The following is a 14956-nucleotide window of genomic DNA, read 5'->3' as shown; positions in this document are numbered from 1 at the left end:
AGGCCGAAGTCTGCCACTAAAACGCACCAGCCCGTACTCGTCCGGTTACAGAAATGGAAAGCCTTTCGAGGAGTGACAGAAGTAGACGGAGGAAGAAATCCGTAAGAAGCGGTACCAGAACGCTCAACTCCGGCGCGTGCACGTGCATCTGCCCTTGCATCTGCCGAACGCATTCGGAACCATGGTCTCGCACCACCGCAGTATCGCCGCGACCGCGAATCCCGGGAGTGCCTCGCATGGGGATGAATGGATCGACCATGCTCGAGCCGTTAAGGCAGGGGCTTCCCCCGATAGACCCCGCAGCCGTCTCCACTGCAGCGTCCTGCGCGTTGCCCGCCCGCTACGAAGCGGTGCGCGAGGCGCGGCAGTTCACCGGTCGAACACTCACCCAGTGGAACCTGTCGGAAAGATTCGACGACGTCGCACTGGTCGTCTCCGAACTCGTCACCAACGCGCTGCGGCACGCACTGCCATCGGACACCCCGCGGGACGAAGAGGCGCCCGTGCGGCTGCACCTCATGCACTGGACCTCGCGCCTGGTGTGCGCGGTGCGCGATCCCAGCCGCCAGAACCCCGTCGCTCGCGAGACGGAGGAGGACTGCGCCGCCGAGTCGGGGCGCGGCCTGCTGCTGGTGGAGTCGTTCGCCGACAGCTGGGGCTGGCATCCGCTCGCCGGCGCGCTGAACGGCAAGGTGGTCTGGGCGCTGTTCCGCCTGCCGACCGACTAGTTCTGCCCGACGGTTTTCGCTTGTCGTTTGTCTACGCGCGTCGTTACGAACAGTTGCTCGCTGATTGCGGTCAGTTGCCCCCAATCAGATGGTCGAACTCGCCATCCTTGATCCCCAGCAGCATTGCCTCTATCTCTGCGCGCGTGTAGATGAGCGCGGGGCCGTCGGGGAACCGCGAGTTGCGTACGGCGACGTCGCCGCCCGGCAGTTTCGCAAACTCCACGCATGATCCCTGTGAGTTGCTGTGCCGGCTCTTCTGCCAGGCCACCCCGTGAAGCTCTGTGGCCGCCATGCCGTTGTACACGTCGTGCACAGATCGCTCCCGTGTGGCTGGGCTGATGACAGCGGTCAACTGTTCGGGATCATAGCTCTGTTCACGTGCCGATGCATGGGCAGATGCACGTGCACGACGGGTGGTCTTACGGTTACAGCTGCGGCGCGTCTGCCCTCTTGTCCACATTGCATGCGGGAACGGGGGCTTCCGCCCCCGGCCTGCGCGTCCCGTACACCGTAGAGACGTGTGTGGGGGGCTTCTTGTTCCGCGGGGCGTTCGGGTGCGCCGCGCGAAGGTGTGCCCAGGCCGTACGCGCGGCACCGTACGCCGTGGGTTGTGCCCACCCTCCCCCAAGCTCTCGGCTTCGCCCGAGCAGGGGAACCTGCGCGAGCAGGCGCATGCCGGATTCCTGCCGGAGGTGCGCAAGTCGTCCTGGTAGCGGCCGCGGCGGTCCCTGGTAGCTTGCTGCGGTCTGCTGAGCAAACACCAGTGCCATACCGCTGCCGTACCAGTGCCACAGGGGGAGACCAGTGATCACCGCCGCCTCTACTGCGTCCGCCGCGCTCGGGCGGCCTCGGGTGCGGGTCGCCGCAGCCGCGGCCGGAGTCGCGGCAGCGCTCGTTCTGACCGGTTGCAGCAGCGGCGGAGGTGACGACGGCGGCACGGACAAGAGCTCGGACAGCGGCTCCTCCGCGTCCGCGTCCGCGTCACCGGACTCCGGCGGCAGCAGCGGTGGCGGTTCGGGGGCGTCCGGCGGGAGTCTGGAGGGCAGCTGGCTGGCCACCACCGGCGGCAAGGCCGTCGTACTGGTGATCGACGGCAAGCAGGCGGGCCTCTTCGTGACCGGCGGGACCGTGTGCCACGGCACGGCCGGGGAGCAGGCGGGCATGCAGATGATCGCGCTCAAGTGCAGGGGCGGCGGCAACGACCGCAGCGAGGGCATGGTCGATTCCGTCAGCGACACGACGCTGAAGGTCGACTGGGAGGGCCTCGGAGAGGAGACCTACCAGAAGGCCGAGGGCGGGAAGCTGCCGACGGGACTGCCGACGGCATCGCTCCCGGGGTCCTGACGGCATCGCCGACGCCCGGCGACGTCGCTCCCGGCGTCGCGACGCCCGTCGGCGCCCGATGGCATCGCACCCGGCGTCCTGACGGCATCGCCGACGCCCATCGGCGTCGCTCCCGGCGCCCGGCGGCTCCCCGGCGCCCGACGGCGTCGCTCTCGTCCCGAAGGCTTCCGCGACACCCCATCAGCCGCCCAGCCGCCCCGACCGCTCGCGGCGCTCCCGAGCGGCGGGCAGACCGGACTCGTGTGGCACCGAGTCGCACCGGCGGCCGAAAACCTCAGGCGGACCGGAAGCCTCAGCAGGCTGCGGGGCCCTCGGGGTTCCGCGGCCCGTCCTCATTCCCGGACCCCTCGCGGCAGCCGAAAACCTCAGGCGGGGCGAAGCCACAGGCGGACCGGGAGCCTCAGCGCGCTGCGGGGCCTTCCGGGTTCCGCGGCCCGTCTGCAATCCCGGGCCCGCGGGACCCGCCGCCCGTACCGATCCCGGTGTCCGCTTCTGTCCCCGCTGTCCCCTCTGTCCCCGTGGCCCTCGTGCCCGTCCCGTCGAGCGACATGGGGGGCGCGGACGTGTCGAGGGCGTCGGAGAGTTCGTCGAGGGTCCCCAGGAGCAGGCCGGCTCCCCTGCGTACGACCCGGTCGGGGACGCCCTCCCCGTCCCACTCGTCGAGCACGGCACGGACGGCGTCCCACTTGGGTACGCGGCGTTCGCGTACCGCCTTGGCGCCCTGCTCCGTCGACGTGCGCAGGGCCTCGGCGAGACGGGCGGCGGCGGGCACGGGCGTAGTGCCGCGTTCGGGGAGGTGGGCCTCCATCAGCATCGCGACGCGCGCCATCTGGGCCAGGGCCTCCGCGGCGTCGTCGGCCGCCGCGCGGGACAGCCCGCGGTGGCGTACCGGTTCGGTTCTGGCCCGCGCGGAGGCCTGATGCCAGCCGATACGGGCATCGCGGGCCGCAAGCAGGGCCTCCCGTACGTCCGAGGAGGTGCGGCCCGCGGGGGCGGCGTAGCTGCCGACGACCGCGGCGGCATAGCGGCCGTTCTGCAGCAGCCAGTCGGCGAGCCGCGTGCGCAGCCGCGGGGTCTCCCAGGCCGGATAGACGGCGTACGAGAGCATCGCCAGGATTCCGCCGATGAGGGTCAGCAGCACGCGCTCGGGCACCGTCTGGGTCCACTCCTCGCCACCCATGCCGAGCAGGAAGACGACGTACGCGGCGACGCACGCCTGCGCTGCGACCTGGCCGCTGCGCATCAGCAGGTACATCAGGCCTGCGCAGACGACGGCGAGTGCGCCCGAGAGATACGGCCCCAGGTCCGTGAGCTGCACGATCGCCGTGGCCACGGCGACGCCGACGAGGGTCCCGGCAAGACGGCCGACCGCTCGGGAGTACGTCTGCGAGAAGTCCGGGCGCATGATCATGACGGACGTCAGAGGGGCCCAGTAGCCGTGGCCGAGCGGCAGCGCCTCACCGATCAGATAGCCGACGCAGGCCACCACGGTCACGCGCAGCGCGTGGCGCAGCACCGGGGAGCCGCGGCGGATCTCCTTGCGCACGGACTTCACGGCCTCCGGGACGAGGCCGAGGAGGGTGGGCCGGACGAGGACGATCGGGCGGGTGTCGGAGTGGGTGCCGTCGGGGTGGGCGCGTTCGGCTCTGGCGCCTTCTGGGTCGGCGTCTTTGATGACGGTGACTTCGGTATCGGTGCCTTCGGTATCGGTGCCTTCGGTGCCGGTGTCTTCGGGACCCGCGGCGGCGGGACGGGCGCCGTGATGTTGCGGGCCTGGACCCGGCGGAGCGCCGACCGCCGGGGAAGCCGGGACCGGAGCGGCGCGGGTCGCCGGAGCCGTTGCCGAATCGGACGCTCCCGGTTCCGCCGACGCCATCCGCGCCCCGGAAGCGGCCTGCGCGCCGTCGGAACTCGCCATAGCCGCCGCACCCGCCGAGCCCTCAGCAGCACCAGACGTCCCCAGTCCCTGCGACTCCGTCCACGCCCCCGAGGTCCCTTCGCCCGCGTCCGGGGCTGCGGCGGCCCCCGCGTCGGGAGGTGCGGCGCCCGCCATGTCCGGCGGCGCCGCCAGGGACACGGGGGTGCGGGACGCGCCTGCTGTTTCGACCACGTCTTCCAGGAGCGCCGCCAGCCGGGTGGCGGCGCGCTTGGCGGGGCCCGAGAGGATGGCGGACGTGTCCGGGGTCCTGAAGGCGGCGGCCGCGGCGGGCGGGAGGTCGACGGGTTCGCCGTGCCGGATGGCGTGGGCCGCGGCGTCCAGGATCGCGCCCGAGGCGCCGAGCAGTTCGCGTACCCGGGCCCGTTCGGGGCCCTCCTCGGGGACGCCGACCGCCGGGTCGGCGAGGGACGCGAGCACCGGACGGATGCGTTCCGCGAGGCCGCGGGTCCCGTGCAGCTCGGCGGGGCGGGTGCGGGCCTGGCGGCGGGTGACGGCGGCCGCGTTGCGGGCCTCCATCAGCGGTTCCGGGTCGAACGGCGCGACCGGGTCGTGGCGGAGCCGCCGGGCGTAGTCGGCCTCGCCGGCCAGTGCGTCGGCGAGCGCGTCGCGGTGGGCGCCCCATCTCCGTATCGGGAACAGCACGATCAGAGCCGCCTGCACCATGCCTCCGATGATCATGATCAGGCCGTGGCCCGCAGCCTGGGCGACCGATGTCGGAAGCGTGACGGTGACCAGCATCATCGCGACGTTCGACGAGGCGATAAGGCCGATGGTCGGGCCCGCGGCCCAGGTCAGCCCAGCGAGGAAGGCCCACAGGGCGAGCAGGGCCAGGAACAGGACCGGACGGGAGATGGTGAGGTAGCCGAGGAACGTGGTGACGGCGAGGCTCGTCCCGGAGGCGAGGGCGAGTTCGGGGCGCGGGCGCCAGCTGCGCTGGAACGTGGCGATGGCTGCCTGGAACGCACCGAACGCTGAGCTCACAGCGGCGACGGGCCCGACGGCCCACACGCTCACCGCGATCACGATCGCGAGCCCGGCGGCGCCGCGGAGCGCGACAAGGGGTTCGAGACGCGTCCGTTCGATCTTCAGCCCCGCACGGGCGGTCTCCGTCAGCGCCCGGAGCCAGCTCATTCCGCCAGCGTAAGGGAGGGTCCTGGACATCCGCGGGTCCAGAGGGGGACGGACGGCGCCGACGGGGATTGTCAGTGCCTGCTGCGAGACTCGCGGACATGACCGAACGGTGGGTCCTGGCCCCGACCGAGGACGGCGGGGCCGAGCTCGCCGCCCTCGGTCCCGGCGGGCTGCCCACCGGGCCCGTGCGCCGGGAGCCCGACCTCGCCGAGTCCGTGCGTTCCCGTCCGGGCGTGACCCGCTGGGTCTGGCGGTCGACCGCCGAGATCTATCCGAGGCTGCTCGCCGCGGGCGTCCGCGTGGACCGCTGCTACGACATCGAGGACGCCGAGATGCTGCTCCTCGGCCATGCGGGCCGGCTCGGCGAACCCCGCTCGGCGGCGGCCGCCTGGGCCAGGCTGCGCGGCGGTCCCGTACCGCCGGACCCCCCGCAGCGGGCCGCCGAGCCGCCCGGCTCCCCGTCGCCGCTCTTCGAGCCGCGGCCGAAGGACATACCGCTGGACGCGCTCATCGAGGTGTACGCCGACCAGCAGCGCCGCCACGACGCGACCGCGCGCCCGGACCGGATGCGGCTGCTGACGGCGGCCGAGTCGGCCGGGATGCTGGTCGCTGCCGAGATGAACGAGGCCGGACTGCCGTGGCGGGCGGACGTGCACCGCGAGGTGCTGCACGAGCTGCTCGGCGAGCGCTATGCGGGCGGCGGTGAGCCCCGGCGGCTGGCGGAGCTCGCGGACGAGGTGTCGGCCGCCTTCGGCCGCAGGGTCCGTCCCGATCTGCCCGCGGACGTGGTGAAGGCGTTCGCGCAGGCGGGGATCAAGGTGCGGTCGACCCGCCGCTGGGAGCTCGAGTCCATCGACCACCCGGCCGTGCGGCCGCTGATCGAGTACAAGAAGCTGTACCGGATCTGGGTGGCCCACGGCTGGTCGTGGCTGCAGGACTGGGTGCGGGCCGGCCGGTTCCGGCCCGAGTACCTGCCGGGCGGGACGGTCACCGGGCGCTGGGTGACCAACGGCGGCGGAGCGCTGCAGATCCCCAAGGTGATCCGGCGCGCGGTGGTCGCCGACCCCGGCTGGCGGCTGGTCGTCGCCGACGCCGACCAGATGGAGCCGCGCGTTCTGGCCGCGATCTCCCGCGACCCCGGCCTGATGGAGGTGGCGGGCCGCGCCACGGACCTCTACCAGGCGGTGTCGGACCGGGCGTTCTCCGGCGACCGCGCCAAGGCCAAGATCGCCGTACTGGGCGCGATCTACGGTCAGACGTCCGGCGACGGCCTGAAGAACCTCGCAGCGCTGCGCCGACGCTTCCCGAAGGCCGTCGCGTACGTCGACGAGGCCGCCCGCGCTGGCGAGGAGGGCCGTCTCGTCCGCACCTGGCTGGGCCGGACCTGTCCCCCGGCGGTGGGCTCGGGCGACGCGACGGAGGAGGCCGGCATCCCTCAGGACGATCCTGTCGAGGAGGGCGGCGGGGGCGCATGGGGCACCGGAAGCGCCCAGGGGTCGGGGGACCTGGACTTCACCCCGGGTTACGCATCCACGAACACCCGCGCCCGGGGCCGTTTCGCCCGCAACTTCGTCGTCCAGGGCAGCGCCGCCGACTGGGCCCTGCTGATGCTCGCGGCGCTCCGCCGCAGTTGCGTCGGCCTGGCGGCCGAGCTCGTCTTCTTCCAGCACGACGAGGTGATCGTGCACTGCCCGGCGGAGGAGACCGAGGCCGTGACGGCGGCGATACGGGAGGCAGCGGAGCTGGCGGGCCGCATCGCGTTCGGCGAGACACCGGTCCGCTTTCCGTTCACGACGGCGGTGGTCGAGTGCTACGCGGACGCGAAGTGACCGCCCGTCGGGAGGACTGTCCGCAGGGCCGAGTGCCACAACTTCCGGCCGTCTGTTGCCCTGGCCCGGCCGGGCGGTCGATGGTGGAGAGACCGAGGGCGTGGCGCGGGCGGAAGCGGGATGAGGGCCATGACGGGATCTGGAACCGCCGGGCGCGACGAGAGACCGGTATGGCGCGAGGAGCCCGTCGACGAATCGGCCACGGCCAGGGCCACCGTGGATCCGCAGGGGCTCGTGACGGGTTGGAGCGAGGGCGCCCGGCGGCTGCTCGGATACGAGCCCTCCGAGGTCGTCGGACGGCCTGCGGCCCTGCTGCTGGCGGAGGATCCGCCCGCCGGGATGCCCCGGGCCCTGGCGGGTCTGCGGCGGTGGAGCGGTACGGCGGTGCTGCGGCACCGGGACGGCCGCCGCCTCGAAGTGGCTCTGCTGGCGCACCGACGGAAGCTGAACCGGGATCAGGACCGGGAGCAGGAACGGGCGTTCGACCCGGGGTCGGGGCCAAACCAGGCGTACCACCTGGAACAGGACGCGGATGAGGATCGGGCACGGCGCCTGGAACAGGACCCGGCCGAGAACCGAGCGCGGCGCCCGCAACGAGCCTCGGACGGGAACGGAGCACAGCACCCGGGGCAGGACGCAGTCGAGGACCGAGCACAGCACCCGCAACAGCCCCCGGCCGAGAACCGACTACAGCACCCGCAACAGCCCCCGGCCGAGGGGCAGGACAACCCGGACGGCGAGTGGTTCCTGGTGTCCGCCCTCGCCCCGTCCGCCGGCCCGTCCGCCGGCCCGTCGCGGTCTCCCGGGGACGACGCCCTGGTGATGTGGGGGTTCACCCAATCCCCGTGCACGCTGGCCCTCTACGACACCGGACTGCGGCTGCGGCGGGCGAACGCGGACATGGAGCGGGTGATGGGCCTGTCCGAGGACGCGATGCGCGGCCTGCGCCTGCCGGAGATCGTGGCCGACCCGCAGGCCGAACTGACCGAAGAATGCATGCGCCGGGCGCTGGAGACCGGCGAGCAACAGCATCTCCAGGTCTCCCAAGGCCTGGCCGGCCATGACCGCGTGAGCGTCTGGGCGACTTCCCTCATCCCTGTACGGGACGCCAGCGGAGTGACCCAGGGGGTGCTGCTCTCGGCGCACGACATCACCGAACAGCATCTGGCCCGGCAGCGGCTGGTCCTGCTCAACGACGCGAGCATCCGCATCGGCAGCACGCTGGACCTCGCCCGCACCGCGCAGGAGCTCGCCGACGTCGCCGTCCCCGCCCTGGCGGACTTCGCCACGGTCGACCTACTGCCCGCCGTCGAAGGAAGTCAGGACCCGCGTAGCGGCCCGCTGTCCGGCACCGTCACGCTGCGCCGTGTCGCCTGCCAGTCGGTCCTGCCCGGCTGCCCGGAGGCCGTTGTCGAGATCGGCGCCTTGGCCGCCTACCCGGACGGGTCGCCCGCGGCCGAGTGCCTGGCCGTCGGCCGGCCGCTGATCCGCGAGGTGACCCCCGCAGCCGTGGCCCGATGGGAGAGCGGGGACGGGGACCGGGCCGAGCGGGTGAGACGGTACGGCTTCCACTCGGTGCTGGCAGTCCCGATGCAGGCGCGCGGCATCACCCTCGGAGTGGCCACCTTCTCGCGCCACCGGCGTCCCGAGCCGTTCGAGACGGATGATCTGCTGCTGGCCGAGGAGATCACCGCCAGGGCGGCCGTGTGCATCGACAACGCCCGCCGCTATGCGACCGAGCGCAGCACGTCCCTCACCCTGCAGAGCAGCCTTCTGCCCCAGCGACTACCCCGGCAGGCCGCCGTCGAGGTCGCATCCCGCTATCTGCCGGCCAGCGGACAGAGCGGCGTCGGCGGTGACTGGTTCGACGTGATCCCGCTGTCCGGGGCCCGGGTGGCCCTGGTCGTCGGCGATGTCGTCGGCCACGGCATCCAGGCCTCGGCCACCATGGCCCGCCTGCGCACAGCCGTACGCACCCTCGCCGACGTCGATCTCCCGCCCGACGAGCTGCTGACCCACGTGGACGACCTGATCAACCGCATCGCCGGCGAAGGCGACGGCTCATCGGTCAGCAGCGGCGACAGCGGCGTGATCGGCGCGAGCTGTCTGTACGCCGTCTACGACCCGGTCTCCCGCCGCTGCGCCATGGCCCGCGCCGCCCATCCCGCACCTGCGCTGGCGACGCCCGACGGTGCGGTGGGGATCCTCGACATTCCCGCCGGCCCGCCGCTCGGCCTGGGCGGCCTGCCCTTCGAGGCCGTCGAACTGGAGCTCCCCGAAGGGAGCCTCCTGGCGCTGTACACGGACGGTCTCATCGAGGTCCGCGGCCGGGACGTCGACGAGGGCATCGCCGCGCTGCGCGAGGTGCTGGCCCATCCGGCCGCGTCCCTGGAGAGCACCTGTGACGCCGTGATCCAGGCCCTGCTCCCGGGCCGTCCCGTCGACGACGTGGCGCTGCTGCTCGCCCGTACCCGCTCCCTGGACGCGAACCAGGTCGCCACCTGGGACGTGCCGGCGGACCCGGCCGCGGTCGCCGAGGCCCGTAAGCTCGCCTGCCGGCAGCTGGCCGACTGGGGCCTTGACGAGGCGGTGTTCGTCACCGAACTGGTGGTCAGCGAGCTGGTCACCAACGCGATCCGGCACGCCGCGCCGCCCATCCGGCTCCGGCTGATCCACGACCGCAGCCTCATTTGCGAGGTCTCCGACGCCAGCACCACCAGCCCGCATCTGCGCCGCGCCCGCGCCTACGACGAGGGCGGCCGCGGCCTGCTCCTGGTGGCGCAGCTGACGCAGGCGTGGGGCACCCGCCAGACGTACGGCGGCAAGACGATCTGGGCGGAGCAGACGCTGCCGGCCGACGTCTGACGGGTACTCCCCTTCGTTCGCGTTGCGCCGTCAGATCCCGCAGCTGGACGCGGACCAGTACTGGCTCGCCCGGTAGTCGACGTGCGTGTGGTCGCTGTGTCCGGGGTAGCCGGGGCCGAGGATGCCGCGGAAGCCGTGGTAGCGGGCGCGCTGCGCGAGGGTGCACAGGGAGTGCGGGCCGGCGGCGAGATCGGCGGCGTCGCCGTAGAGGTGTCGGCTGTCGGACGCGCCGCCCACGGCGCTGTTGCAGGAGTAGGAGCGGAAGCCGCTGGTGACGGTGATCGGCTGGTCGCCGAGGGCGTGCCGCAGCGCCTCCAGCTTCCACATCGTGCGCAGGGCGTTGGACTTCGCGGTGGCCGCGCTGACGGCGCCGCCGGACCAGTCGCTGTTGCAGTCGTTCAGCTCGCTGTACGAGAAGTGGACGGGCGTGCAGTCGTCGTCCTGGAGGGCGTAGAGCTGGTTGAACGTCTGGGACCCTGCGACGCCGTCGGCGGACAGCCCGTATGCCTGCTGGAAGCGGGTCACCGCGGCCTTGGTGGCCGGGCCGAAGTCCCCGTCGGTCGCGAGCACCGCGCCGTATCCGGCGTAGCCGCCGAGGCGGATCTGCAGCTGGGTGACGTCGGCGCCGGACGTGCCCTCGGAGAGGGTTCGGGACCAGGTGTAGCAGCCGTCCGCGTGTGCGGTGCCGGTGGTCGCCACCGTCCCGGCCAGGACGCCAGCCATGATCATGACAACAGAGAGGAGAAGTCTTACGGTTCGCCGGAGCACGGGGCCTCCATACCGAGACGGATGTCGGGAACGACGTGAGACGCATACCGAGACAGATGTACGGAGCAGAGAGTGGCGGCGTTGTCGACGCGCGTCAACCCCGCGAGGAGGCGGCCCGGGCACCGGCCAGGATGAGGTCGCGGGCCGTCACCCGAGAGGCCTGCAGCCTCTCGGCTACACCCGCGCGAGTCCAACTTGTCCTAAATTTTCCTAGCGTGCACGCTGGGCCTATGGGCAGCACGACGGGTGCGGGTTGAACGACGATGAACAGCGGAAAGGCCGTCTCCGACCGGGATCCGGGTCACGTTGTGCGCTCGGCCGGTGCGACGGCCACCGTCGGCCTGCACGGGATCGTGACGGGCTGGAGCGAGGGGGCTCAGCGACTGCTGGGCTGGCGCGCCCACGAGGCCGTGGGGCGCCCCGCGGCCGACCTGCTCGCCGCCGCCGCGCCGTCGAGCGCGACCGGGTACTCCCTGACGGGCTCTCAGGAGTGGAGCGGCGTTGCGGCCCTCCGGCACCGGGACGGCCGCCAACTCGATCTCCGGCTGCACGCCTCACCGTCCCTTGACTCCGACGGCCGGGCCCGGGAGTTCGTGGTGACGGCCGCATCCGAGTCACCCGTACCGGAAGACGAACTGAGGCTGCTGGAGTGGTCGTTCACGCAGTCGTCCGTTGCCATGTCCACCTTCAGCAGGGAGTCGCACCGGCGACGGCTCAACGCGGTCGCGTCCGGCAGGGACGGCGCCCCGCCCCCGCACGACGAAACAGGCGGACGAGCAGGAGGGCCGTGGAAGCGCGTGCTGCGCCGACCGCCGACCCTGGACGCCCTGGAGGCGGACCGCGCGGACGAGGGGTTCCTGACGCACGTCCGCCGGGTCGCCGAGTACGGGGTGCCGCTGCGCTACGAGAGCTACACGCAAGGCCCGTCCTCCTCGCGCCGGCACGCGTGGATCAGCGAGATGTGGCCCATCAGGGATCCCGCGTCGGGCCGGGTGTGCGGGGTCGGCACCGCCACGTTCGACAGCAGCGAGGAGCACTGGGCCCGGCAGCGGCTGGCCCTGCTGAACGAGGCGGGCACCCACATCGGCACCACCCTGGACGTGGTGCGCACCGCCCAGGAGCTCGCCGACCTGGCCGTGCCCGGGCTCGCCGACTTCGTCAGCGTGGATCTGCTCGACTCCGTACTCAAGGGCGAGGAGCCGACCACCGGATCCGTCGACTCGGCCGTGGTGCTGCGCCGCGTCGCGCACCAGTCGTCGGCCGAGGGCGTTCCCGAGGCCGCGATCCCGCTCGGCGAGGTCGACACCTACCCGTCGTACTCACCACCCGCCCGCTGCCTCGCGACCGGGGAGCCGCTGCTCAGTGGTGCGGACGATCCCGACTTCACCCGGTGGATCGCGCAGCACAAGGCCAGGAGCGCCAGCGTCAGCGGGTACGGCTTCCACTCGATCATGGCGGCTCCGCTGAGGGCCCGCGGATTGATGCTCGGCGTCGCCGTCTTCGCGCGGGGCAGGTCGTCGGACCGCTTCGAGCCGGACGACCTGATCCTCGCCGAGGAACTCTCCGCGCGGGCCGCCGTCAGCGTGGACAACGCACGCCGCTTCACCCGCGAGCACACCAACGCCCTCACGCTGCAACGCAGCCTGCTGCCCCAGGGGCTGCCCCGGCAGGCGGCCGTCCAGGTCGCGTCCCGCTATCTGCCGGCCGGCTCCCACGCCGGTGTGGGCGGCGACTGGTTCGACGTCGTTCCGCTGTCCGGCACCCGGGTGGCGCTCGTCGTCGGCGACGTGGTCGGCCACGGCATCCATGCCTCCGCCACCATGGGGCGCCTCCGTACGGCGGTGCGCACCCTCGCCGACGTCGACCTGCCCCCGGACGAGCTGCTGACCCACCTCGACGACCTGGTCGCGCACCTCACCTCGGACTGCGACGGGGACCCCGCGGGCGTCCCGGACGCCGGAGAAATCGGCGCCACCTGCCTGTACGCCGTCTACGACCCGGTCTCCCGAATCTGCACCCTCGCCAGCGCCGGCCATCCCCCGCCCGCCGTGCTGCTCCCCGACGGCACGGTCAGCGTCGTCGAGCTCTCCCCCGGCCCGCTGCTGGGCGTCGGCGGACTGCCCTTCGAGGCCACCGAGGTGGAGCTGCCCGAAGGCAGTCTGCTCGCCTTCTACACCGACGGTCTGATCGAGGCCCGCGACTTCGACGTCGGCCGCGGCATCAACAGGCTCTGCAAGGCGCTGTCATCGCCCGTGCCGTCGCTCGAGGTCCACTGCGACGCGGTGCTCAAGGCCATGCTCCCCGACAGTCCCTCCGACGACGTGGCCCTGCTCCTCGCCCGTACCCGTGCGCTCCACGCCGACCAGGTCGCGGCGTGGGCCCTGCCCGCCGACCCCGCGATCGTCGCCGACGCCCGGGCGCAGACCGCCCGTCAGCTCGCCGTGTGGGGTCTCGAGGAGTGCGCGTTCGTCACCGAGCTGGTGGTGAGCGAGCTGGTCACCAACGCCATCCGGTACGGGGCCGTCCCCATCGGCCTGCGGCTGATCCGCGACCGGACCCTGATCTGCGAGGTCTCCGACGCCAGCAACACGGCTCCGCACCTCCGCCGCGCCCGTGTCTACGACGAGGGCGGCCGGGGACTGCACATGGTCGCCCAGCTCACCCAGGGCTGGGGCACCCGCCAGACCCCCACGGGCAAGACCATCTGGGCCGAGCAGCCCCTGCCGGTCGGCTGACCATGGAACCGGACCCGCGGCACACGGGCGACCCGGCGGAATCCGGGGCGGACGCGAGTGGAGGCGCCCCCCGCGAGGCCGGGGGCGCGACACACACGCTCGGGCTCCTCTATCCGCCCGCGGGGCCGGCCGGCAACTACACCGGACAGCAGCTCGCCTTCATCGGCGGGGTCGCCGAGGCCGCCGCGAAGTACGGCTACGACCTGCTGCTCTCGCCCAGCGGTACGGAGAGCGATCCCTCGTTCCGGCGGATGGTGGGCGAGCGACGCGTTGACGGCGTGATCGTCATGGAGATCCGGCAGGAGGACGACCGGGTCGACCACCTCGCCAAGGCGTCCTTCCCGTTCGTCGCGATCGGGCGGAACCGCGGGACGGAGGAGGCCAGTTGGGTCGATCTGGACTTCGCTGGCCTGGCTGCGGGCTGCGTCCAGCACCTGGCCGACCTCGGCCACCGCAACATCGCGTTCGTCAACCGGTCCGAGCAGCTCTTCGAGAGCGGATACGGGTTCGCGCACCTCGGACTCGAGGGCTACACCGAGGCCATGGCCAAGCTGGGGATCACCGCACGCGCGTACCTCTGCGGCGACGACGTCGCGTCGGGCGAGGCGGTCCTGGAGCGCATCCTGCAGGACGACCCGGAGACCACGTCGCTGGTCACCATGAACGAGGCGGCGCTGGTGGGCGTGTACCGGGGGCTGACGCGTCACGGCCGCGCCGTGCCGCGCGACTTCTCGGTCGTCGGCGTGGCGGCCAGCCCCTGGGCCGAGCAGGTCACACCGCAGCTCACCGCGGCCGAGATACCCGCCGGGGAGATGAGCCGGACCGGCGTCGACCTGATGATCGAACGCCTTAGATCACCCGGCTCACGCCCCCGCCACGTCCTGCTGAAGCCCCTGATCTCCCTTCGGGCCAGCACCGGTCCGTGCAGCACCGCGACCGGAGGGGACCTCGACCTGGATTTTGATTTGTGACGCGATTTCTGACGCGATTTCCGGCACCGAGCCCGACCCGGACGGGGAGTGGAGCATGTCGTACGACCGGGAGTGGACCACGTCGTACACCGTCGACCGTCGCGGCTTCCTGCGTGCCGTCGGAGCGGGAGCGGCGGCCATCGGCCTGGGCGGCGCGCTGGCCTCCTGCGGCTCGAAGGAGCCGGGCCCGGCGACGCTGACCTGGTGGGACTACTTCACCGGGGAGCACTTCCAGCCCGGCATGCGGGCCCTGATCGAGGACATCGAGGCGAGCATTCCCGGCGTGAAGATCCAGCGCAGGGCCATCCCCTTCGCGGACCTCGACAACGCCCTCACCCTGGGCGCGGTCTCCGGCGATCTCCCGGACATCGCCATCGTCGACAACGTCGCGATGAACTCGCTGGGCGGCGGCGGACTTCTTGCCGACCTCACCGGCAGGGTGCGGGAGTGGGGCCAGGAGAGCGCGTACTACCGCGGTCCCTGGGCCGGCTGCCAGGTCGGCGGGAAGACCCTGGGAATCCCCAACAACAGCAACTGCCTGGCGCTCTACTACAACACGAGGATGCTCGAGTCCGCCGGAGTGGGGCCCCCGACCACGTGGGACGAGCTGGCCGACGCCACTCAGCGGCTGACCGAGGGGGACCGG

At 72.4% G+C, this 14956-nt stretch carries 8 protein-coding genes and 2 pseudogenes; 7 read left to right on the top strand and 3 right to left on the bottom strand.

Features of this window, described 5'->3' with window-relative positions; translation table 11 throughout:
- The first annotated feature begins 236 nt into the window (after positions 1-236).
- Positions 237-728, top strand: a complete 492-nt coding sequence (locus ABT009_RS11375; protein ID WP_351292027.1) for an ATP-binding protein — start codon at positions 237-239, stop codon at positions 726-728.
- A 70-nt stretch (positions 729-798) separates the two neighbouring features.
- Here the strand turns inward: ABT009_RS11375 and ABT009_RS11370 are convergent, their stop codons facing one another.
- The gene (locus ABT009_RS11370; protein ID WP_351292198.1) at positions 799-1020 is read right to left on the bottom strand and encodes a DUF397 domain-containing protein; all 222 of its coding nucleotides are present in this window, start codon (positions 1018-1020) and stop codon (positions 799-801) included.
- 515 nt (positions 1021-1535) lie between these two features.
- Here ABT009_RS11370 and ABT009_RS11365 point away from each other — a divergent pair.
- Positions 1536-2072 (top strand): hypothetical protein, encoded by a 537-nt coding sequence (locus ABT009_RS11365; protein WP_351292196.1) that lies wholly within the window; start codon positions 1536-1538, stop codon positions 2070-2072.
- A gap of 568 nt (positions 2073-2640) precedes the next feature.
- On the opposite strand, the pseudogene ABT009_RS11360 reads toward ABT009_RS11365, so the two are convergent.
- A pseudogene (locus tag ABT009_RS11360) lies at positions 2641-5142 on the bottom strand (FUSC family protein); the annotation flags it as partial.
- Positions 5143-5240: 98 nt separating this feature from the next.
- Between ABT009_RS11360 and ABT009_RS11355 the strand changes: the two are divergent.
- Together ABT009_RS11355 and ABT009_RS11350 are read left to right on the top strand one after the other, a co-directional pair.
- The gene (locus ABT009_RS11355) at positions 5241-6971 is read left to right on the top strand and encodes a bifunctional 3'-5' exonuclease/DNA polymerase (protein WP_351292023.1); all 1731 of its coding nucleotides are present in this window, start codon (positions 5241-5243) and stop codon (positions 6969-6971) included.
- A gap of 129 nt (positions 6972-7100) precedes the next feature.
- Entirely contained in the window at positions 7101-9836 is a 2736-nt protein-coding gene (locus ABT009_RS11350) for a SpoIIE family protein phosphatase (RefSeq protein WP_351292021.1), read from the top strand.
- Between the two features lie 30 nt (positions 9837-9866).
- On the opposite strand, the gene ABT009_RS11345 is transcribed toward ABT009_RS11350, so the two are convergent.
- Positions 9867-10604, bottom strand: a complete 738-nt coding sequence (locus ABT009_RS11345) for a D-Ala-D-Ala carboxypeptidase family metallohydrolase (protein WP_351292019.1) — start codon at positions 10602-10604, stop codon at positions 9867-9869.
- Between the two features lie 263 nt (positions 10605-10867).
- On the opposite strand from ABT009_RS11345, the gene ABT009_RS11340 reads away from it, so the two are divergent.
- The 3 genes and pseudogenes from ABT009_RS11340 to ABT009_RS11330 form a co-directional block, all read left to right on the top strand.
- The gene (locus ABT009_RS11340; RefSeq protein ID WP_351292017.1) at positions 10868-13339 is read left to right on the top strand and encodes an ATP-binding SpoIIE family protein phosphatase; all 2472 of its coding nucleotides are present in this window, start codon (positions 10868-10870) and stop codon (positions 13337-13339) included.
- A 2-nt stretch (positions 13340-13341) separates the two neighbouring features.
- A complete protein-coding gene (locus ABT009_RS11335) occupies positions 13342-14310 on the top strand; it encodes a LacI family DNA-binding transcriptional regulator (RefSeq protein WP_351292015.1) in 969 nt (322 codons plus the stop codon).
- A 283-nt stretch (positions 14311-14593) separates the two neighbouring features.
- Positions 14594-14902 (top strand): annotated as a pseudogene (locus ABT009_RS11330) (extracellular solute-binding protein); the annotation flags it as partial.
- Positions 14903-14956: the final 54 nt, after the last annotated feature.

Origin of the sequence: Streptomyces sp. NPDC002896 (genome assembly GCF_040295225.1) — a bacterium.
GTDB lineage: Bacteria > Actinomycetota > Actinomycetes > Streptomycetales > Streptomycetaceae > Streptomyces.
The sequence above is the reverse complement of the archived record's forward strand: the minus strand, read 5'-3'. Positions and strand labels throughout refer to the sequence as shown.

Excerpts from the sequence above, each read along its gene's own strand:
- ABT009_RS11350 (WP_351292021.1), top strand. The coding sequence starts at position 7,101 with ATGACGGGATCTGGAACCGCCGGGCGCGACGAGAGACCGGTATGGCGC.
- ABT009_RS11370 (WP_351292198.1), bottom strand. The coding sequence starts at position 1,020 with ATGGCGGCCACAGAGCTTCACGGGGTGGCCTGGCAGAAGAGCCGGCAC.
- ABT009_RS11340 (WP_351292017.1), top strand. The coding sequence starts at position 10,868 with ATGAACAGCGGAAAGGCCGTCTCCGACCGGGATCCGGGTCACGTTGTG.
- ABT009_RS11355 (WP_351292023.1), top strand. The coding sequence starts at position 5,241 with ATGACCGAACGGTGGGTCCTGGCCCCGACCGAGGACGGCGGGGCCGAG.
- ABT009_RS11375 (WP_351292027.1), top strand. The coding sequence starts at position 237 with ATGGGGATGAATGGATCGACCATGCTCGAGCCGTTAAGGCAGGGGCTT.
- ABT009_RS11335 (WP_351292015.1), top strand. The coding sequence starts at position 13,342 with ATGGAACCGGACCCGCGGCACACGGGCGACCCGGCGGAATCCGGGGCG.